The following is a 19,663-nucleotide window of genomic DNA, read 5'->3' on the forward strand; positions in this document are numbered from 1 at the left end:
TGGCATTTATGCATCGGAGGGGTTCCCGAGCGGCCAAAGGGATCAGACTGTAAATCTGACGGCTCTGCCTTCGAAGGTTCGAATCCTTCTCCCTCCACCATATTTCTCTGCGGTTTGAGTTCTTTGGGTGAGAGAAATGCGGGCATCGTATAATGGCTATTACCTCAGCCTTCCAAGCTGATGATGCGGGTTCGATTCCCGCTGCCCGCTCCAAGATGCTGATATGGCTCAGGCGATACCAAGAGTCACACCTCAGGGTGAGTTCGGCAATCGAACCTGGCTGTCAGCACCAACCTCTCTTCCCCACCAGATTCAAATCCATCATATAAACTGTTCTGTGGTTAGCTTGCCACCGCGTACTCAGCGTTAGTTTAGAGGGACGATCATGTCTAAAGAAAAATTTGAGCGTAATAAACCGCACGTTAACGTGGGTACCATCGGCCACGTTGACCACGGTAAAACCACCCTGACCGCCGCCATCACCAACGTGCTGGCCAAGCACTTCGGTGGTAAAGCTTTCGCCTTCGACCAGATCGACAAGGCACCGGAAGAGCGCGAGCGTGGTATCACCATCAACACCTCCCACGTAGAATACGACACCGCTACCCGTCACTACGCCCACGTAGATTGCCCGGGTCACGCTGACTACGTTAAAAACATGATCACCGGTGCTGCTCAGATGGACGGCGCGATCCTGGTAGTTGCTGCGACCGACGGCCCGATGCCGCAAACTCGTGAGCACATCCTGCTGGGTCGCCAGGTTGGTATCCCATACATGATCGTGTTCATGAACAAGTGCGACATGGTAGATGACGAAGAGCTGCTCGAACTGGTCGAGATGGAAGTGCGTGAACTGCTGACCGAGTACGACTTCCCGGGTGATGACCTGCCGGTAGTACGCGGTTCCGCGCTGAAAGCGCTGGAAGGCGACGCTGCATGGGAAGAGAAGATCATCGAGCTGGCTGGCCACCTGGATACCTACATCCCGGAGCCGGAGCGCGCAATTGACCTGCCGTTCCTGATGCCTATCGAAGACGTATTCTCTATCGCTGGCCGTGGTACCGTAGTAACCGGTCGTGTAGAGCGCGGTATCGTTAAAGTCGGTGAGACCGTAGAAATCGTTGGTATCAAAGATACCGTTTCTACCACCTGTACCGGTGTTGAAATGTTCCGCAAACTGCTGGACGAAGGTCGTGCAGGCGAGAACATCGGCGCGCTGCTGCGTGGCGTGAAGCGTGAAGACGTAGAGCGTGGTCAGGTACTGGCCAAGCCGGGCTCAATCAAGCCGCACACCAAGTTCGAATCTGAAGTGTACGTACTGTCCAAAGAAGAAGGTGGTCGTCATACCCCGTTCTTCAAAGGCTACCGTCCGCAGTTCTACTTCCGTACAACTGACGTGACCGGAACCATCGAACTGCCGGAAGGCGTAGAGATGGTAATGCCAGGCGACAACATCAAAATGGTTGTTACCCTGATTGCGCCGATCGCAATGGACGACGGCCTGCGTTTCGCTATCCGTGAAGGTGGCCGTACCGTAGGTGCCGGTGTTGTAGCCAGCGTGATTGCTTAATCTTTGGCTTACATAAATAAAGCAAAGCCCCTATAATAGGGGCTTTCTTGTGTAGGGGCGTAGTTCGAATTGGTAGAACAGCGGTCTCCAAAACCGATGGTTGCGGGTTCGAGTCCTGCCGCCCCTGCCACATACCTCGTCTCGTACGGGGCTTTTGTGTCTTTGGTTACGTCAGATACAGGTGGGTTGTATGAGTGTTAGTTCTGAGAGCCAGGGCGGAAGCAAGGATACCCTGCTTTGGGGCCTGGTTTTCATCATCCTGGTCGCAGCAGTTGGTGGAAACTGGTGGGTCGGTAAGCATTTCAATGATGTTAACGTTGCCTTGCGTGCTTTAGGCGTATTGGCTGCTATCGCAGGCGCTGGAATACTTGCAATACGCACTACTAAAGGTAAAGCCACAGTGGCATTTGCCCGTGAGTCTCGCCTGGAAGTCCGCAAGGTCGTATGGCCGACCCGTCAGGAAGCCATTCAGACAACCCTGATTGTGCTGGCGGTGACTGCCGTGATGGGACTGTTGCTGTTCATGCTGGACGGCGCCTTGGTCTGGTTGGTCAACCTGATTACCGGTGTGTAAGGATAAGCCATGACTGAACAACGTGAACAACGTATGAGATGGTATGTCGTGCAGGCATTCTCCGGCTACGAAGGTCGGGTTGCCAAATCTTTGCGCGAACATATCAAGATGCATGGCATGGAAGACATGTTCGGTGAAGTGCTGGTCCCGACTGAAGAAGTGGTCGAGATGCGTGCTGGCCAAAAGCGCAAGAGTGAGCGCAAGTTTTTCCCAGGCTACGTCCTGGTTCAGATGCTCATGGATGAAACCACATGGCACTTGGTGCGTAACGTACCGCGTGTGATGGGTTTCATCGGTGGCACCTCTGATCGTCCTGCTCCTATCTCTGATAAAGAAGCGGATGCCATCCTCAATCGTCTGCAAGATGCCCACGACAAGCCGCGTCCGAAAACCCTGTTTGAACCGGGTGAAATGGTGCGGGTTGCCGACGGTCCGTTCGCCGACTTTAACGGTACCGTTGAAGAGGTGGACTACGAGAAGAGCCGCGTGAAGGTCTCTGTTTTGATCTTCGGTCGCTCAACGCCGGTAGAACTGGATTTTGGTCAGGTCGAAAAGGGCTGATTAAACTCTGTACGTTAACGGTTGTCAGGGGCAGCGAATGTCACTATAATTCGCTGCCCCTTTATTAGTTGGGGAGCCGTTTGCAGGAGCATGTCTCCGAGGCGCTAGAACCCATTTCTGAGGTATTTTTCTAATGGCTAAGAAAGTCACAGCTTATATCAAGCTGCAAGTTAAGGCTGGCAGTGCTAACCCCAGCCCTCCCGTTGGTCCTGCTCTGGGTCAGCACGGTGTAAACATCATGGAATTCTGTAAGGCGTTTAACGCTCGTACAGAGAAGCTGGAAAAAGGTTCACCGACTCCGGTCGTGATCACCGTTTACAGTGACCGTTCCTTCACCTTCGAAACCAAGACTCCGCCTGCTGCCTTCCTGCTGAAGAAAGCTGCCGGGATCCAGTCTGGTTCGGCCAAGCCGAACAAAGACAAGGTTGGTAAGGTGACTGTTGCCCAGCTGCAAGAAATCGCCAAGACCAAAGAGCCGGATATGACCGGTGCCGATCTGGATGCAAAAGTACGTTGCATCGCAGGCTCCGCTCGTTCCATGGGCCTGGTAGTGGAGGATTAAGACAATGGCAAAACTTTCCAAGCGTATGCGCGTTATTCGCGAAAAAGTTGACGGTACCAAAGAGTATTCCATCAACGAAGCCATTGCCCTGCTGAAAGAACTGGCTACCGCCAAGTTCGTTGAAAGCGTTGACGTTGCTGTCAATCTGGGTATCGATGCTCGTAAATCTGACCAAAACGTTCGTGGTGCTACTGTACTGCCGCACGGTACTGGTCGTGATGTACGTGTTGCCGTATTCACCCAGGGTGCCAACGCCGAAGCCGCCAAAGCTGCCGGTGCTGAACTGGTTGGTATGGATGACCTGGCCGATCTGGTCAAGAAAGGCGAGATGAACTTCGACGTCGTGATCGCATCCCCGGATGCCATGCGTGTTGTTGGTCAACTGGGTCAAATCCTGGGCCCGCGTGGCCTGATGCCGAACCCGAAAGTCGGTACTGTAACTCCTAACGTTGCTGAAGCTGTGAAGAATGCCAAAGCGGGTCAGGTTCGTTACCGTAATGACAAGAATGGTATCATCCATACCACTCTGGGTAAGGTTTCTTTCGACGAAGTTCAGCTGAAAGAAAACTTGGAATCACTGCTGATTGCCCTGAAAAAGGCTAAGCCGTCTTCCGCCAAAGGTATCTTCATCAAGAAAGTCAGCATCTCCACCACCATGGGTGCAGGTGTTGCCGTAGACCAAGCTTCTCTGGAAGCTCAGGGCTAATTGATGAGTTTTACAAGGCGCAAAATTTAATCTATAATTTTGCGCCTTGATTGGTTGGGGGCTTCGACCTCCGTCCAAGACCGCAGGAGGCTGTAAAGCCTTAATCCTTCCTGCGTAGACGGTGCCGGAAACCCAGCGAGAAAGATTCTTTCTCTTCTGGAATCCTGCTACCGCATCGTTCCCCTCTGTTGTTAAGGTAGGGGGGATGTGTCAGTACTGAGTCATGAGACTCAGATTCAATCCAGGAGTTAAGCCAATGGCATTGGGACTCGAAGACAAAAAGGCAATTGTTGCTGAAGTCAACGAAGCTGCCAAAGGCGCCCTGTCCGCAGTTGTAGCCGATTCTCGCGGCGTGACTGTAGACAAGATGACCGTCCTGCGTAAAACCGCTCGTGAAGCTGGTGTGTACATGCGCGTTGTGCGTAATACCCTGCTGCGTCGTGCGGTTGAAGGTACCGAATTCGCGTGCCTGAACGACGTATTGACTGGTCCTACCTTGATTGCTTTCTCCAACGAACACCCGGGCGCTGCCGCTCGTCTGTTCAAAGAGTTTGCCAAAGCGAACCAAAAGTTCGAAATCAAGGCCGGCGCTTTTAACGGTGAGTTTATCGCCGCAGCACAAATTGATCGTCTGGCCACGCTGCCGACCTACGACGAAGCAATTGCGAAGTTGATGGCGACTATGAAAGAAGCCTCTGCTGGCAAGCTGGTTCGTACCATCGCTGCTGTGCGTGATCAGAAACAAGCTGCTGCTTGATTCTCGCCTATTTAGGCTGTTTGAGTTTATTCAACATCAGGAATTTTTGTCATGTCTATCACTAAAGACCAAATCATCGAAGCCGTTGCTTCCATGTCCGTAATGGAAGTTGTTGAGCTGATCGAAGCTATGGAAGAGAAGTTCGGCGTTTCTGCCGCTGTTGCTGTTGCTGCCGGTCCGGCTGCTGAAGCAGTAGAAGAGAAAACCGAGTTCGACGTAGTTCTGACTGCTGCTGGCGCCAACAAAGTTGCCGTCATCAAGGCCGTTCGTGCCGCTACCGGTCTGGGCCTGAAAGAAGCCAAGGACCTGGTAGAAGCCGCTCCTGCCAACCTGAAAGAAGCCGTCTCCAAAGACGAAGCTGAAACTCTGAAGAAGCAGCTTGAAGAAGCTGGTGCTTCTGTTGAGATCAAATAATCTGCATTTATGTAGATTAGCCTGATAAAACAGGCTAGGGCTGGTGAATATTTGTTCACCAGCCTTTTTGCGCTGTAGACTGAGAGCATTTCACACCGTTTACGACTCTCGGTGCACCAGCAATCCGGACCGTTTCATCGTCCGGGCCAACACAAAACGGTGTTGAGACAGAGCTGTCCTGCGGGACAGAGTGGGTCACTTATCAGCGAGCTGAGGAACCCTATGGTTTACTCTTATACCGAAAAAAAACGCATTCGTAAGGACTTCGGTAAGCGAGACCAGGTACTGGACACGCCTTATCTGTTGTCCATTCAGCTGGACTCCTTCAAGCAGTTCATCGAGGCTGACCCGGAAGGTGAATACGGCCTAGAGGCCGCTTTCCGTAGCGTTTTCCCGATCACCAGTTACTCCGGTAGTGCTGAGCTTCAGTATGTCAGCTATCGCCTGGGTGAGCCGGTATTTGACGTAAAAGAATGCCAGATCCGTGGAGTGACCTACTCCGCGCCGCTGCGTGTCAAGCTTCGTATGGTTCTATACGATCGTGAAGCAGCTGCCGGCACCGTCAAAGACATCAAGGAACAAGAAGTATACATGGGCGAAATTCCGCTCATGACCGAGAACGGCACCTTTGTTATCAATGGTACCGAGCGGGTAATCGTCTCCCAGCTGCACCGTAGCCCGGGCGTCTTCTTTGACCACGATAAAGGCAAAACCCATTCATCCGGTAAGGTGCTGTATAACGCCCGCGTTATCCCCTACCGTGGCTCCTGGCTGGACTTCGAGTTCGATGCGAAAGACAACCTGTTTGTCCGTATCGACCGTCGTCGTAAATTGCCAGCTTCCATTATTCTGCGCGCCCTGGACTTCAGTTCCGAAGAAATCTTGGCCAACTTCTTCGAGACCATAGGTTTCGAAGTGAAAGATGGCAAGTTGATGATGGATCTGGTGCCCGAGCGTCTGCGTGGTGAAACTGCGACCTTTGACATCGTGGCCAATGGCGCCGTGGTGGTTGAGACCGGTCGTCGTGTGACTGCGCGTCACATCCGTCAGTTGGAAAAGGATGCCGTTACCCAGATTGAGGTACCGGTTGAGTATGTTGTTGGCAAAGTTGCTGCCAAGAACTACGCACATCCGCAAACTGGCGAAATGGTAGTGACTGCCAACCAGGCATTGAGCCTGGAAGCGGTTGCCAACCTTTCCCAAGCCGGCTTCAAGCACTTCGAGGTTCTGTTCACCAACGAACTGGATCACGGTGCCTACATGTCCGAGACCCTGCGTATCGACTCCAGCTCCAGCCGTTTGGAAGCACTGGTCGAAATATATCGCATGATGCGTCCGGGCGAGCCGCCTACCCGTGAAGCGGCAGAACAGCTGTTCGAGAACCTGTTCTTCTCTTCCGAGCGTTACGACCTGTCTACCGTAGGTCGGATGAAGTTCAACCGCCGTTTGTCCCGTGAAGACGAGACCGGTGCTGGCACTCTGACCAAAGACGACATCGTCGAAGTCATGAAGCGCCTGATCGACATCCGTAACGGCAATGACGAAGTGGACGATATCGACCACTTGGGTAACCGTCGTATCCGTTCTGTCGGTGAAATGGCTGAAAACCAGTTCCGTGTCGGTCTGGTGCGTGTCGAGCGTGCGGTCAAGGAGCGTCTCTCCCTGGGTGACCTAGACACCCTGATGCCGCAGGATCTGATCAATGCCAAGCCGATCTCCGCCGCAGTCAAAGAGTTCTTTGGTTCCAGCCAGCTGTCTCAGTTCATGGACCAAAACAACCCGCTGTCCGAAGTGACCCACAAGCGCCGTATCTCTGCGCTGGGCCCGGGCGGTCTGACGCGTGAGCGTGCCGGTTTTGAAGTTCGAGATGTGCACCCGACTCACTACGGTCGTCTGTGCCCTATCGAGACTCCTGAAGGTCCGAACATCGGTCTGATCAACTCTCTGTCCGTGTACTCTCGTACCAACGAGTATGGTTTCCTCGAGACACCGTACCGTAAAGTCATTGATGGTGTGATCACCGACGAAGTGGACTATCTGTCTGCTATTGAAGAAGGCAAGTACGTGATCGCACAGGCTAACGCCGCGACCACCGAAGATGGCCGTCTGAAAGATGAATTGATCCCGTGCCGCCACAAAGGTGAATCCACCTTTATGAACGCCGACCAGATCCAGTATATGGACGTGAGCCCGCAGCAGATCGTATCTGTGGCAGCTGCTCTTATCCCGTTCCTGGAACACGATGATGCTAACCGAGCCCTGATGGGTTCGAACATGCAACGTCAGGCCGTACCGACTCTGCGTGCTGACAAGCCGCTGGTAGGTACCGGTATGGAACGCGCCGTGGCCGTGGACTCCGGTGTAACCGTAGTGGCCAAGCGTGGCGGCATGATCGACTACGTCGATGCCTCCCGTATCGTTATCAAGGTCAACGAAGATGAGCTGATGCCAGGCGAAGCCGGCATCGACATCTACAGCCTGACCAAGTACACCCGCTCCAACCAGAACACCTGTATCAACCAGCGTCCTTGCGTGATGTTGGGTGAGCCGGTCATGGCCGGTGACGTGGTTGCTGACGGTCCGTCTACCGATCTGGGCGAACTGGCGCTGGGCCAAAACCTGCGCGTCGCGTTCATGCCGTGGAACGGTTACAACTTCGAAGACTCGATTCTGGTGAATGAGCGTGTTGTTCAGGAAGATCGCCTGACCACCATCCATATCCAGGAACTGGCCTGTATCTCCCGTGACACCAAGCTGGGTCCGGAAGAGATCACTGCCGACATCCCGAACGTGGGTGAAGCCGCACTGTCCAAGCTGGACGAGTCCGGTATCGTCTACGTGGGTGCCGAAGTGAAGGGCGGCGACATTCTGGTCGGCAAGGTAACACCGAAAGGTGAAACCCAGCTGACGCCGGAAGAGAAGCTGCTGCGCGCCATCTTCGGTGAGAAGGCCTCCGATGTGAAGGACTCCTCCCTGCGTGTGCCGAACGGTGTGTACGGTACCGTGGTTGACGTGCAAGTCTTTACCCGCGATGGCGTGGAAAAAGACAAGCGCGCCAAAGAAATCGAAGAGATGCAGCTCAAGGAAGCGAAGAAGGACTTGACCGAAGAGTTCAAGATCCTGGAAGACGGCATTTTCGGCCGCTCCCGCAACCTGCTACTGGCCGCCGGTTACAGCGAAGATCGTCTGAACAAGCTGGATCGTACCAAGTGGTTTGAATTGGCCATCGAAGATGAAGCCAAGCAGATCGAGCTGGAACAGATCGCCGAACAGCACATCGAGCTGAAAGCCGACTTCGACAAGAAGTTCGAGAACAAGCGTCGCAAGATTATCCAGGGTGATGATCTGGCGCCGGGCGTACTGAAAATCGTCAAGGTTTACCTGGCAGTCAAGCGTCGCATCCAACCGGGTGACAAGATGGCGGGCCGTCACGGTAACAAGGGTGTTATCTCCAAGATCTGCCCGGTCGAGGATATGCCTCATGACGAGTACGGCCGTCCGGTCGATATCGTACTGAACCCCTTGGGCGTACCGTCCCGTATGAACATCGGTCAGATCCTCGAAGTACACCTGGGCCTCGCGGCCAAGGGTATCGGCGAGAAGATCGACCGCATGATCAAAGAACAGCGCGCGCTGCACGAGATGCGTGACTTCCTGCAACAGGTCTATGACCTGGGCGAGAAAGACACCAAGCAAGTGGACATCGCCGAGCTGTCTGACGACGACGTACGTACCCTGGTGGGTAACCTGCGCAAGGGTCTGCCGGTCGCCACACCTGTCTTTGATGGTGCCAAAGAGCACGAAATCAAGGCCTTGCTGAAGCTGGCCGATCTGCCGGAATCCGGTCAGATCTCCCTGTTCGACGGTCGTACCGGTAACGCCTTCGAGCGTAAGGTCACCGTGGGTTACATGTACATGCTGAAGCTGAACCACTTGGTAGACGACAAGATGCATGCGCGTTCTACCGGCTCTTACAGCCTGGTTACCCAGCAGCCGCTGGGTGGTAAGGCGCAGTTCGGTGGTCAGCGTTTCGGTGAGATGGAAGTGTGGGCCCTGGAGGCTTACGGTGCGGCATATACCCTGCAGGAAATGCTGACCGTCAAGTCTGACGATGTGAATGGCCGTACCAAGATGTACAAAAACATCGTGGATGGCGACCACCGTATGGAGCCGGGCATGCCCGAATCCTTCAACGTACTGTTGAAGGAAATCCGCTCTCTGGGTATCAACATCGAGCTGGACGAAGAGTAAGAGCTCGCTCTTATTGTTCGAGAATTGACGTGGGCGCCCCGCTGCTTTGGCAGCCGGGGCGCCGAGGTTAGACTCCTGACAGGGGAAACACGTGAAAGACTTACTCAAGTTTTTGAAGGCTCAGACCAAGACCGAAGAGTTTGACAGTATCAAGATCGGTCTGGCCTCTCCTGATATGATCCGCTCCTGGTCATTCGGTGAGGTCAAAAAGCCTGAGACCATCAACTACCGGACTTTCAAGCCGGAACGTGATGGTCTGTTCTGTGCCCGTATCTTCGGACCGGTGAAGGACTACGAGTGTCTGTGCGGCAAGTACAAGCGCCTGAAACACCGTGGTGTGATCTGTGAGAAGTGTGGCGTAGAAGTGACCCAGACCAAGGTCCGTCGCGAGCGTATGGGCCACATTGAGCTGGCCAGCCCGACTGCCCACATCTGGTTCCTGAAGTCCCTGCCGTCCCGTATCGGTCTGCTGCTGGACATGACCCTGCGTGACATCGAGCGCGTGCTGTATTTCGAATCCTATGTAGTGATCGAACCCGGCATGACCAACCTCGAGCGCAGCCAGATGCTGTCCGAAGAGAACTATCTGGACGCACTGGAAGAGTGGGGCGACGAATTTGACGCCAAGATGGGTGCCGAAGCAATCCTTGCATTGCTGCGTGCCATCGATCTGGAAGGCGAAGTCAAGACCATGCGTGAGGAGCTGGATCAGACCAACTCCGAAACCAAGCGCAAGAAGACCACCAAGCGCCTGAAGCTGATGGAAGCCTTCCTGCAGTCCGGCAACAAGCCGGAGTGGATGATCATGACAGTGCTGCCTGTGCTGCCGCCGGACCTGCGTCCGCTGGTACCGCTGGACGGCGGCCGTTTCGCGACTTCCGATTTGAACGATCTGTACCGTCGCGTGATCAACCGTAACAACCGTTTGAAGCGCCTGCTGGACCTGGCTGCCCCGGACATCATAGTGCGCAACGAAAAGCGCATGCTGCAAGAGTCCGTGGATGCCCTGCTGGACAACGGCCGTCGTGGCCGTGCCATCACGGGTTCCAACAAGCGTCCGCTTAAATCCTTGGCCGATATGATCAAGGGTAAGCAAGGCCGTTTCCGTCAAAACCTGCTGGGTAAGCGCGTCGACTACTCTGGTCGTTCCGTTATCACCGTAGGCCCGACGCTGCGTCTGCATCAGTGCGGTCTGCCGAAGAAGATGGCGCTGGAACTGTTCAAGCCGTTCATCTATGGCAAGCTGGAATCCCGCGGTCTGGCGACCACGATCAAGGCCGCCAAGAAGATGGTGGAGCGTGAAGAAGCTGTCGTTTGGGACATCCTGGACGAAGTGATCCGCGAACACCCGGTCCTGCTGAACCGTGCTCCGACCCTGCACCGTCTGGGTATCCAGGCGTTTGAACCGACCCTGATCGAAGGCAAGGCCATCCAGCTGCACCCGCTCGTCTGTGCCGCCTATAACGCGGACTTCGATGGTGACCAGATGGCGGTCCACGTACCGCTGACCCTGGAAGCCCAGCTGGAAGCGCGCGCCCTGATGATGTCTACCAACAACATCCTGTCGCCTGCCTCCGGTGAGCCGATCATCGTTCCTTCCCAGGACGTGGTCTTGGGTCTGTACTACATGACCCGTGCCCGTATCAACGCCAAGGGCGAAGGTATGGTGCTGGCCGGCCCGAAAGAAGCCGAGAAGGTATATCGCGCCGGTCTGGCCGATCTGCACGCTCGCGTCAAAGTGCGCATCACCGAATATCTCCGTCAGGAAGATGATTCGCTGGTAGAGCGTACCGAGATGAAAAACACCACAGTTGGTCGTGCGATCCTGAGCCTGATCCTGCCGAAAGGCATGGAATACGCCCTGATCGATGAGCCCAAGGTGCTGACTGCTGCAGAGCAGGCTGATCTGGATGCCAATCCGCAGAACTGGATCAAGTCCGTATCCAACAAGGCGTTGGGCAAAAAGCTCATCTCCCGACTGCTGAACACCTGCTATCGCAAGCAGGGCCTGAAGGACACCGTGATCTTCGCTGACCAGCTGATGTATACCGGTTTCCATTATGCGGCCCTGTCTGGTGCTTCCGTTGGTATCGATGACATGGTCATCCCGGATGCCAAGAAAGACATCATTGCCGCAGCAGAAGCCGAAGTTGCCGAGATCCAGGACCAGTTCCTGTCCGGTTTGGTGACCGCTGGCGAACGCTATAACAAGGTTATCGATATCTGGGCCAGCGCCAACGAGCGCGTCTCCAAGGCCATGATGGAGAACTTGTCCAAAGAGCGTGATATCAACTCGCTGGGTGAAGAAGAAGAGCAGGCGTCGTTCAACAGCATCTTCATGATGGCCGACTCTGGTGCGCGGGGTTCCGCCGCCCAGATCCGTCAGCTGGCCGGTATGCGTGGCCTGATGGCGAAGCCGGATGGTTCCATCATCGAGACCCCTATCGTGGCTAACTTCCGCGAAGGTCTGAACGTACTGCAGTACTTTATCTCCACTCACGGTGCCCGTAAGGGTCTGGCGGATACCGCACTGAAGACGGCTAACTCCGGTTACCTGACTCGTCGTCTGGTTGACGTGGCGCAGGACATGGTGATCACCGAGGACGATTGCGGCACTATCGAAGGTCTGTGGATGACTCCGCTGATCGAAGGTGGTGACGTGGTCGAGCCGCTGCGTGAGCGTGTGCTGGGCCGTGTGGTTGCTGATGACGTGATCAAGCCGGGTACCGAGGACGAGATCCTGGTAGCGCGCAACACCCTGCTCGACGAGCAGCTGTGTGACCTGCTGGAGCAAAACTCTGTTGACCGCGTGAAGGTGCGTTCTGCCATCACCTGTGAAACTGACTTTGGTAACTGTGCTCACTGCTACGGCCGTGATCTGGCCCGTGGTCACCTGGTGAACAAGGGTGAGGCTGTCGGTGTTATTGCCGCCCAGTCCATCGGTGAACCGGGTACCCAGCTGACGATGCGTACTTTCCACATCGGTGGTGCCGCATCCCGAGCCGCTGCCGAGAACAGCATCCAGGTGAAGAATACCGGTACCATCAAGCTGCAGAACGCCAAGTTCGTTCACAACAGTGATGACAAACTGGTTATCACCTCCCGTTCTACCGAACTGACCATCATGGATGACATGGGCCGTACCAAGGAAAGCCACAAGCTGCCTTACGGTGCCGTGTTGGAAGTGAAGGACGGCCAGGCCGTGAGCGCCGGTGACACTGTCGCTAACTGGGATCCGCACACCCACCCGATCATCACCGAAGTGGCGGGTCGCCTCCAGTTCGAACACATGATCGATGGCGTGACCATCACTCGTCAGACCGACGAGCTGACCGGTCTCTCTTCTATCGTCGTACTGGATGTCAACGAGCGTCCGAGTGCCGGTAAAGAGATGCGTCCGACCGTTAAACTGGTCGACCTGAACGGCAAAGATGTCATGATCCCCGGTACCGATGTCGCCGCCCAGTACTTCCTGCCGGGCAAGGCAATCGTGAACCTGGAAGATGGTGCCAACGTGGGTGTGGGTGACGCGGTAGCGCGTATCCCGCAAGAGTCCAGCGGTACCAAGGATATCACCGGTGGTCTGCCGCGCGTTGCGGATCTGTTCGAAGCACGTCAACCGAAGGAACCTGCCATCCTGGCGGAAATCTCCGGTACCATCTCCTTCGGGAAAGAGACCAAGGGCAAACGCCGTCTGGTCATCACCCCGACCGATGGTGGCGACGTCTACGAGGAGATGATTCCGAAGTGGCGTAACCTGAACGTGTTCGAAGGTGAAAAAGTTGAGAAGGGTGAAGTGCTGGCGGACGGTCCTGAGTCTGCTCATGACATCCTGCGTCTGCGCGGTATCAGCCCGGTCGCCAACTACATCGCCAACGAAGTGCAGGACGTTTACCGTCTGCAAGGCGTTAAGATCAACGACAAGCACATCGAAGTCATCGTTCGTCAGATGCTGCGCAAGTGCGAGATCCTGAGCGCTGGCGACACCGATCTGATCGAAGGCGAGCAGGTTGAAGTGGCGCGTGTGAAGATTGCCAACCGTAAGCTGGTTGCAGAGGGCAAGGCCCCGGCTACCTTCCGTCATATTCTGATGGGTATTACCAAGGCATCTCTGAGCACAGAGTCCTTCATCTCCGCGGCTTCTTTCCAGGAAACCACCCGTGTTCTGACCGAAGCGGCCGTTGGCGGCAAGCGTGATGAACTGCGTGGCCTGAAAGAGAACGTGATCGTGGGTCGTCTGATCCCGGCTGGTACCGGCTTTGCCTACCACCATAGCCGGATCAACCAGCGTGCCGCCGCAGCTCGTGCTGTCGGCGTACCGCAGGTGACTGCCGATGAAGCTCAGCAAAACCTGGCGGATCTGCTCAACGCATCCGGCAGTTTTGACGAAGAGTAATCTTCTGCTGCAGTGATTGAAAAGGGCTCCTTCAAGGAGCCCTTTTTGTTGGTCGCTTTCTCACCAACCCCAGTAGCCACGTGGATATTCGGATGATCCAGAGCAAGGTTGGGGAGTAAAAAATCAAAAAAAGTTGACATTGCCCCCTCGCAATTGAAAACTCGTGAAAGTTGAATGGTTATTACAGGGGTAGAACATGACTGTCGGTATCGAGGAAGTACTGCTTCCCGAAGAGCAGCTGAGCGGTCGCACTTTTACAGATGAAGACAGGGAATTGTTGCACTCCTATGGAGGGCTTATCGAAGGCTTGGCCGAACTGTTCGGCAAGCACTGTGAAGTGGTTCTTCACTCCCTGGAAAATCTGCATGAGTCCGTGATCAAGATTGCCAACGGGTTCAATACGGGACGGAATGAGGGGGCACCCATTACCGATCTCGCGCTGCGTATGCTCAAGGACATAGAGAATACCGGCCAGGATTACACCCAGAGTTATTTTGCCCGCAGCCGTACCGGCGCCCTGATGAAGTCGAGTACCATCGCCATCAGGAACAGTGACAAGCAGGTGATCGGTCTTATCTGTATCAACCTGCACATCAATGCGCCTTTTCACGAGTTTGTCGCCGAATTCTTCCCGACGCCCCAGCAAGTGGAGCGCCAGTCGCCGGAGACCTTTGCCAACAGCGTCGAAGAGCTGGTCGCTCAGACGGTGGACAACACCATCGACGAGATCAACCGCGATCCGACGGTTGCCAACAATGCGAAAAACAGGTTTATCGTGACCCAGCTGTTCGAGAAGGGCATATTTGATATCAAGGACTCGATCAACCTGGTCGCCGACAAATTGAATATTTCCAAACATACCGTTTATCTGTACATCCGACAGCGCAAGCAGGGTGAAGACGAGAACGAGTAAGCGCCATAGAAGGGGATAGATAAGAATGGCTAAAGAAGTGATTGCAACCGACAAGGCGCCTGCCGCAATTGGTCCGTATGTTCAGGCTACCAAGCTGGGCGAATTGGTCTTCACCTCCGGGCAGATCCCGCTCGATCCGGCCACCATGGAGATAGTGGCTGGCGGCATCGAAGCTCAGGCCGAGCAGGTGATGAAGAACCTGGTTGCAGTATTGAAGGAAGCGGGTGCCGATACCGGCAAGGTGCTGAAGACCACCTGTTTCCTCAGCGACATGAACAACTTCGTGGCCTTTAACCAGGTATATGCCCGTTACTTTGGCGACTCGGCCCCGGCCCGCTCCTGCGTGGAGGTGGCGCGTCTGCCCAAGGATGTGCTGGTTGAAGTCGAAGCCATTGCTTACGTCTGATCCACGGCTGAATGAAGAGCCCCTCCCAGGAGGGGCTTTTTTGTCTTTGGCGTAGAATGGACATACACCTGTACAGGAGTCCGGATATGAGTCTGAGTTTTGCCTTGCTGGTAACGGGGCCCGCTTATGGCACCCAGTCGGCCAGCACAGCTTATCGCTTCGCCTTGAGCCTCCTCGATCAAGGCCACCGGCTGTCACATCTGTTTTTCTATCAGGATGGGGTTTGCAATGGTAACGGGTTGCATGCCCCAGCATCTGATGAGACCGACCTGGTGGCCCTGTGGCGCGAGCTGGCCATAGGGCAGGGGATCCGTATCGATGTGTGCGTTGCCGCCGCGATGCGGCGTGGTGTGCTCGATGAGACAGAGGCGAAGGGAGCAGGCAAGGATCAATTCAACCTGCAGGCCCCCTTCCGCCTGAGCGGGCTGGGCCAGCTGGCCGAAGCCAGCCTGACCGCCGATCGCTTTGTCCAGTTTTAGGGGGAGAGATGAACAAGATAGCCTTTATGTGTCGTCGCGGCCCTCATGGCACGTCAGCCGGACGGGAAGGACTGGATGCCTTGCTGGCGACCTCGGCGCTGACCGAGTCGTTGGCTCTGTTCCTCGTCGGTGACGGTGTCTTGCAACTTGTCAGGGAGCAACAACCTCAAACCATCTTGCAGCGCCACTATGCACCGACTTTCAAGCTACTGGAGCTGTACGACATCGAGGAGGTCTATGTGTGTGCCGACTCACTGACCGAACGCGGTCTGACGGTGGATGACCTGCTGATCCCCGTCGAGTGCCTCTCTCGTGCCGACATCCGCCACCAGTGGGACCACTGCACGACTCACATCTGTTTCTGAGGTGATCATGATACAGCTGATATTGACCTCTCCCTTCCTGAGCCGGGATCTGGAACAGGCGCTCTGCTATCGCCAGCCGGATGATCTGCTGGTACTAATGCAGGATGCTGTTATCGCTGCCACGGTTCCGCAATGGGGTGAGCGACTGGCGGGTATTCCGCTCTATGTGATGCGAGAAGACTTGCAGGCAAGGGGATTGCAGCACAGGATCGGGATGGATCTGGATATGGCCGGCCTGGTCGCATTGATCGCGGAGAACGGGTCACCGCAGACTTGGGGTGGCTAGCATCCATTTTTATCGATGAAGTTCAGTTAGTTATGACTATTGACAGGGGAACCATTGTGCCCTTTTGCGGCACAGATTGTATAAATCTTGACTCCCTTGACAACAGGGCATAAAATTTCGCGTCCCCGTATCTGCGGGGAGGATTTTTCACATGTTTATGAAGTCATTATCAGGAGCCTTTTGATGGCAACTATTAACCAGTTGGTTCGCAAGCCACGCATCAAGCTCGTTGTGAAAAGCAACGTGCCTGCGCTGGAAGCGTGCCCTCAGAAGCGTGGCGTGTGCACCCGTGTATACACCACCACCCCGAAGAAGCCTAACTCTGCACTGCGTAAAGTATGCCGTGTACGTCTGACCAACGGCTTCGAAGTCACCTCCTATATCGGTGGTGAAGGTCACAACCTGCAAGAGCACTCCGTGGTGCTGATCCGTGGCGGTCGTGTCAAGGATTTGCCAGGTGTTCGTTACCACACCGTTCGTGGTGCGTTGGACTGTGCCGGTGTTAAAGACCGTAAACAGGCTCGCTCCAAGTATGGCGTGAAGCGTCCGAAAGCTTAATGGTTCTCCGTTAAGTAAGGCCAAACGTTAATTCGTTTCTAGTTAGATAACTTTCTAGTTTTGGGTAACCCCTGAAGTTACGGAGAATTTGAAATGCCAAGACGTCGTGTTGTTGGTCAGCGTAAAATCCTGCCGGATCCCAAGTTCGGATCAGAGCTGCTGGCTAAATTTGTCAACGTAGTAATGGTTGACGGTAAGAAATCTGTTTCCGAAGCCATCGTATATGGCGCGCTGGACATCATTGCCACCAAATCTGGCAAAGATCACCTGGCCGTATTCGAAGAAGCCCTGGACAACATTCGTCCGGCCGTCGAGGTTAAATCTCGTCGTGTCGGTGGTGCAACCTATCAGGTGCCGGTAGAAGTTCGTCCGGTCCGTCGCAATGCCCTGGCAATGCGCTGGTTGGTTGACGCCGCTCGTAAACGTGGTGAAAAATCAATGGCTCAGCGTTTGGCTGGCGAGCTGCTGGATGCCGCTGACAATAAGGGTTCGTCTGTCAAGAAACGTGAAGACGTTCACCGTATGGCTGAAGCGAACAAAGCCTTCGCTCACTTCCGCTGGTAATCCGCTTGCGCAGGGTCTCTTGGCTCTGCGCACCTTCAGTTATCTAGGGGTTCGCTCCTAGTAAGAGGATGACAATGGCTCGTACAACCCCCATTGAGCGTTATCGTAATATCGGTATCTCCGCTCACATTGACGCCGGTAAGACTACTACTACCGAGCGCGTTCTGTTTTACACCGGTGTAAGTCACAAGATCGGTGAAGTTCACGATGGCGCCGCCACCATGGACTGGATGGAACAGGAACAAGAGCGTGGTATCACCATCACCTCCGCCGCGACCACCGCTTTCTGGTCTGGCATGGGTAAACAGTTCCAACCGCACCGTATCAACATCATCGATACCCCCGGCCACGTTGACTTTACTATCGAAGTAGAGCGTTCAATGCGTGTTCTGGACGGCGCCGTGATGGTGTACTGTGCCGTAGGTGGCGTACAGCCACAGTCTGAGACCGTATGGCGCCAGGCTAACAAGTACAAGGTTCCCCGTATCGCGTTCGTCAACAAGATGGACCGTACCGGTGCCAACTATCTGCGCTGCGTTGAGCACATCAAGACCCGCCTGAAAGGTAACCCGGTTCCGCTGCAACTGAACATCGGTGCAGAAGAGAACTTCAAGGGCGTTATCGATCTGGTCAAGATGAAAGCCATCAACTGGAGCGAAGCAGATCAGGGCGTATCCTTCGATTACGAAGAGATCCCGGCTGAGCTGCTGGAACAGGCGCAAGAAATGCGCATGACCCTGGTCGAAGCCGCTGCTGAAGCGTCTGAAGATCTGATGGAAAAATACCTGGGTGGTGAAGAACTGACTGAAGAAGAGATCAAGAAAGCTCTTCGTCTGCGCGTTCTGAACAACGAAATCATCCTGGTTACCTGTGGCTCCGCGTTCAAGAACAAGGGCGTACAGGCCATGCTGGATGCCGTGGTTGACTATCTGCCGGCACCGACCGACGTAGCTGCCATCGACGGCCTGAAGCTGGACGGCGTCACCAAAGACGAGCGCCATGCTTCTGATGAAGAGCCGTTCGCTGCTCTGGCATTCAAGATTGCCACCGACCCGTTCGTGGGCAACCTGACCTTCTTCCGCGTGTACTCCGGCGTAGTTAACTCCGGTGACTCAGTGCTGAACTCTGTCAAAGAGAAGCGCGAGCGTTTTGGCCGTATCGTTCAGATGCACGCCAACAAGCGTGAAGAGATCAAAGAAGTTCGCGCAGGCGATATTGCTGCCGCCATCGGTCTGAAAGATGTGACCACTGGTGACACCCTGTGTGACGAAAAATCACCGATCATCCTCGAGCGTATGGAATTCCCGGAGCCGGTAATCTCCATCGCGGTTGAGCCGAAAACCAAGGCTGACCAAGAGAAGATGGGTCTGGCACTCGGCCGTCTGGCGCAGGAAGATCCGTCTTTCCGCGTATGGACTGACGAAGAATCTGGCCAAACCATCATCGCTGGTATGGGTGAGCTGCACTTGGACATCATCGTTGACCGTATGCGTCGCGAGTTCAAGGTTGAAGCGAACGTAGGTAAGCCGCAGGTTGCCTACCGTGAAACCATTCGTGAAACCGTCAAGGATATCGAAGGCAAGCACGCCAAGCAGTCTGGTGGTCGTGGTCAGTACGGTCACGTCATCATCGACATGTACCCGCTGGAAGCCGGCAAAGCCTATGAGTTCGTTAACGACATCAAAGGCGGCGTGATTCCTGGTGAATACATCCCGGGTGTTGACAAGGGTATCCGTGAGCAGCTGAAATCCGGCCCGCTGGCAGGTTATCCGGTAATGGATCTGGGTGTGCGTCTGCACTACGGTTCTTACCATGATGTCGACTCCTCCGAACTGGCGTTCAAAATCGCTGCTTCCATGGCCTTCAAGTCTGGTTACATGAAAGCCAATCCGGTACTGCTCGAGCCGATCATGAAGGTCGAAGTCGAGACTCCGGAAGATTACATGGGCGACGTTATCGGTGACCTGAACCGTCGTCGTGGCCTGATCGAAGGTATGGAAGACGGCCCGTCCGGCAAGATCGTACGTGCCCTGGTGCCGCTGGCCGAGATGTTCGGTTATGCGACCGCACTGCGTTCCGCTACCCAAGGTCGTGCTTCCTACGCAATGGAATTCGCTAAGTACTCCGACGCCCCGAACAACGTGGCTCAGGCAGTCATCGAAGAGCGCAAATCCAAGTAATTTATGATTCCCCGCCTACGACGGTAGGCGGGTTTAACCTAGAAGGACTACGTCGTGTCTAAAGAAAAATTTGAGCGTAATAAACCGCACGTAAACGTCGGCACCATCGGCCACGTTGACC

The 19,663-nt window shown here is 54.9% G+C and carries 18 protein-coding genes and 3 tRNA genes (1 of these 21 cut by a window edge); all 21 read left to right on the forward strand.

From position 1 onward, the window contains the following. The first annotated feature begins 15 nt into the window (after positions 1-15). Positions 16-100 (forward strand) — tRNA-Tyr (locus tag WJM78_RS02190). Positions 101-138: 38 nt separating this feature from the next. Further along, positions 139-213: transfer RNA gene (locus WJM78_RS02195), tRNA-Gly, on the forward strand. Positions 214-385: 172 nt separating this feature from the next. Further along, the gene (tuf, locus tag WJM78_RS02200; protein WP_033135315.1) at positions 386-1,570 is read left to right on the forward strand and encodes an elongation factor Tu; all 1,185 of its coding nucleotides are present in this window, start codon (positions 386-388) and stop codon (positions 1,568-1,570) included. A gap of 53 nt (positions 1,571-1,623) precedes the next feature. Then, positions 1,624-1,700 (forward strand) — tRNA-Trp (locus tag WJM78_RS02205). 60 nt (positions 1,701-1,760) lie between these two features. Then, complete coding sequence (gene secE, locus WJM78_RS02210) at positions 1,761-2,144, forward strand: preprotein translocase subunit SecE (RefSeq protein WP_042036010.1); 384 nt, start codon at positions 1,761-1,763, stop codon at positions 2,142-2,144. A 9-nt stretch (positions 2,145-2,153) separates the two neighbouring features. Further along, positions 2,154-2,705, forward strand: a complete 552-nt coding sequence (gene nusG, locus WJM78_RS02215; RefSeq protein ID WP_005318554.1) for a transcription termination/antitermination protein NusG — start codon at positions 2,154-2,156, stop codon at positions 2,703-2,705. 133 nt (positions 2,706-2,838) lie between these two features. Further along, the gene (gene rplK, locus WJM78_RS02220; protein WP_005318556.1) at positions 2,839-3,267 is read left to right on the forward strand and encodes a 50S ribosomal protein L11; all 429 of its coding nucleotides are present in this window, start codon (positions 2,839-2,841) and stop codon (positions 3,265-3,267) included. 4 nt (positions 3,268-3,271) lie between these two features. Further along, positions 3,272-3,973, forward strand: coding sequence for a 50S ribosomal protein L1 (rplA, locus tag WJM78_RS02225; protein WP_042036011.1), 702 nt, complete (start codon positions 3,272-3,274; stop codon positions 3,971-3,973). 256 nt (positions 3,974-4,229) lie between these two features. Continuing rightward, entirely contained in the window at positions 4,230-4,730 is a 501-nt protein-coding gene (gene rplJ, locus WJM78_RS02230) for a 50S ribosomal protein L10 (protein WP_005318563.1), read from the forward strand. A 51-nt stretch (positions 4,731-4,781) separates the two neighbouring features. Next, entirely contained in the window at positions 4,782-5,144 is a 363-nt protein-coding gene (gene rplL, locus WJM78_RS02235) for a 50S ribosomal protein L7/L12 (protein ID WP_042036012.1), read from the forward strand. Between the two features lie 222 nt (positions 5,145-5,366). Continuing rightward, positions 5,367-9,395, forward strand: coding sequence for a DNA-directed RNA polymerase subunit beta (gene rpoB, locus WJM78_RS02240; RefSeq protein WP_042036013.1), 4,029 nt, complete (start codon positions 5,367-5,369; stop codon positions 9,393-9,395). A 91-nt stretch (positions 9,396-9,486) separates the two neighbouring features. After that, positions 9,487-13,791 carry a DNA-directed RNA polymerase subunit beta' gene (gene rpoC, locus WJM78_RS02245; protein WP_108536018.1) on the forward strand — a complete coding sequence of 1,435 codons (4,305 nt, stop codon included), beginning with the start codon at positions 9,487-9,489 and terminating at the stop codon, positions 13,789-13,791. Positions 13,792-13,987: 196 nt separating this feature from the next. Beyond that, positions 13,988-14,704 carry a helix-turn-helix transcriptional regulator gene (locus WJM78_RS02250; RefSeq protein WP_042036015.1) on the forward strand — a complete coding sequence of 239 codons (717 nt, stop codon included), beginning with the start codon at positions 13,988-13,990 and terminating at the stop codon, positions 14,702-14,704. Positions 14,705-14,729: 25 nt separating this feature from the next. Then, on the forward strand, positions 14,730-15,110 hold the full coding sequence (locus tag WJM78_RS02255) for a RidA family protein (RefSeq protein ID WP_042036016.1): 381 nt from the start codon (positions 14,730-14,732) through the stop codon (positions 15,108-15,110). An 86-nt stretch (positions 15,111-15,196) separates the two neighbouring features. Continuing rightward, a complete protein-coding gene (tusD, locus tag WJM78_RS02260) occupies positions 15,197-15,589 on the forward strand; it encodes a sulfurtransferase complex subunit TusD (protein ID WP_339013206.1) in 393 nt (130 codons plus the stop codon). Between the two features lie 8 nt (positions 15,590-15,597). Then, entirely contained in the window at positions 15,598-15,954 is a 357-nt protein-coding gene (tusC, locus tag WJM78_RS02265; RefSeq protein WP_108536016.1) for a sulfurtransferase complex subunit TusC, read from the forward strand. A gap of 7 nt (positions 15,955-15,961) precedes the next feature. Continuing rightward, a complete protein-coding gene (gene tusB, locus WJM78_RS02270) occupies positions 15,962-16,240 on the forward strand; it encodes a sulfurtransferase complex subunit TusB (RefSeq protein WP_042036020.1) in 279 nt (92 codons plus the stop codon). 183 nt (positions 16,241-16,423) lie between these two features. Further along, the gene (gene rpsL, locus WJM78_RS02275) at positions 16,424-16,798 is read left to right on the forward strand and encodes a 30S ribosomal protein S12 (RefSeq protein ID WP_005306278.1); all 375 of its coding nucleotides are present in this window, start codon (positions 16,424-16,426) and stop codon (positions 16,796-16,798) included. Between the two features lie 93 nt (positions 16,799-16,891). After that, on the forward strand, positions 16,892-17,362 hold the full coding sequence (rpsG, locus tag WJM78_RS02280; protein ID WP_005318583.1) for a 30S ribosomal protein S7: 471 nt from the start codon (positions 16,892-16,894) through the stop codon (positions 17,360-17,362). A gap of 74 nt (positions 17,363-17,436) precedes the next feature. Then, positions 17,437-19,542 carry an elongation factor G gene (gene fusA / locus WJM78_RS02285; RefSeq protein ID WP_042036022.1) on the forward strand — a complete coding sequence of 702 codons (2,106 nt, stop codon included), beginning with the start codon at positions 17,437-17,439 and terminating at the stop codon, positions 19,540-19,542. Positions 19,543-19,596: 54 nt separating this feature from the next. Next, positions 19,597-19,663, forward strand: the 5' portion of a protein-coding gene (gene tuf / locus WJM78_RS02290; RefSeq protein ID WP_042036023.1) for an elongation factor Tu. Its footprint extends 1,118 nt past the window's final position; 67 of the gene's 1,185 nt are visible here — the first part of the coding sequence; it begins with the start codon at positions 19,597-19,599; its stop codon lies beyond the right edge, outside the window.

The sequence above is a fragment of the Aeromonas popoffii genome, from assembly GCF_037818705.1.
In the GTDB taxonomy this organism is placed as follows: domain Bacteria; phylum Pseudomonadota; class Gammaproteobacteria; order Enterobacterales; family Aeromonadaceae; genus Aeromonas; species Aeromonas popoffii.